Source organism: Actinomadura rugatobispora, assembly GCF_042656285.1.
Classification (GTDB): Bacteria; Actinomycetota; Actinomycetes; order Streptosporangiales; family Streptosporangiaceae; genus Spirillospora; species Spirillospora rugatobispora.
Window position 1 is genome coordinate 1 of sequence record NZ_JBHSON010000239.1, and the last position, 1,312, is coordinate 1,312.

1 protein-coding gene is annotated in these 1,312 nt (G+C 68.7%); it reads right to left on the minus strand.

Annotated elements, in window-relative coordinates:
• Positions 1–1,312, minus strand: a 1,312-nt coding sequence (locus ACFPZN_RS56060; RefSeq protein WP_378293598.1) for an ATP-dependent Clp protease ATP-binding subunit, incomplete at both ends; no start/stop codon positions are given.

The window sequence follows — 1,312 nt, forward strand, 5'->3', positions numbered from 1 at the left end:
GCCGCCCTCCTCGTACCCGACGTAGCCGGGCGGGGAGCCGAACAGCCGCGAGACGGTGTGCTTCTCCATGAACTCCGACATGTCCAGCTGGATCAGCGCGTCCTCGTCCCCGAACAGGAACTCCGCCAGCGTCTTGGACAGCTCGGTCTTACCGACACCCGACGGCCCCGCGAAGATGAACGAGCCGCCCGGGCGCTTGGGGTCCTTCAGACCGGCGCGCGTACGCCGGATCGACTGGGAGAGGGCCCTGATGGCGTCCTCCTGGCCGATGACGCGCTTGTGCAGCTCGTCCTCCATGCGCAGCAGCCGGGTCTGCTCCTCTTCGGTGAGCTTGAAGACCGGGATGCCGGTGGCGGTGGCGAGGACCTCGGCGATGAGCTCGTCGGTGACCTCGGCGACGACGTCCATGTCGCCGGCCTTCCACTCCTTCTCCCGCTGCGCCTTCTGGGCCAGGAGCTGCTTCTCGGAGTCGCGCAGGGCCGCGGCCTTCTCGAAGTCCTGGGCGTCGATCGCCGATTCCTTCTCGCGGCGGACGTCGGCGATCTTCTCGTCGTACTCGCGCAGGTCCGGCGGCGCGGTCATCCGGCGGATCCGCATCCGCGAGCCGGCCTCGTCGATCAGGTCGATGGCCTTGTCCGGCAGGAACCGGTCGGAGATGTAGCGGTCGGCCAGCTGCGCCGCCGCCACCAGGGCGCTGTCGGTGATGGAGACCCGGTGGTGGGCCTCGTAGCGGTCGCGCAGGCCCTTGAGGATCTCGATGGTGTGCGACAGGGACGGCTCGGCCACCTGGATCGGCTGGAACCGGCGCTCCAGCGCCGCGTCCTTCTCCAGGTGCTTGCGGTACTCGTCCAGCGTCGTGGCACCGATGGTCTGCAGCTCGCCGCGGGCCAGCATCGGCTTGAGGATGCTGGCGGCGTCGATCGCGCCCTCGGCGGCGCCCGCACCGACGAGGGTGTGGAGCTCGTCGATGAACAGGATGATGTCGCCCCGCGTGCGGATCTCCTTGAGGACCTTCTTCAGGCGCTCCTCGAAGTCACCGCGGTAACGCGAGCCGGCCACCAGCGCGCCCAGGTCAAGGGTGTAGAGCTGCTTGTCCTTGAGCGTCTCGGGCACCTCACCCTTGACGATCTTCTGCGCCAGCCCCTCCACCACCGCCGTCTTACCGACACCGGGCTCCCCGACCAGCACGGGGTTGTTCTTGGTACGGCGGGACAGCACCTGCATGACCCGCTCGATCTCCTTGTCCCGGCCGATCACCGGGTCGAGCTTGCCCTCACGCGCCGCCTGCGTCAGATTCCGCCCGAACTGGTCC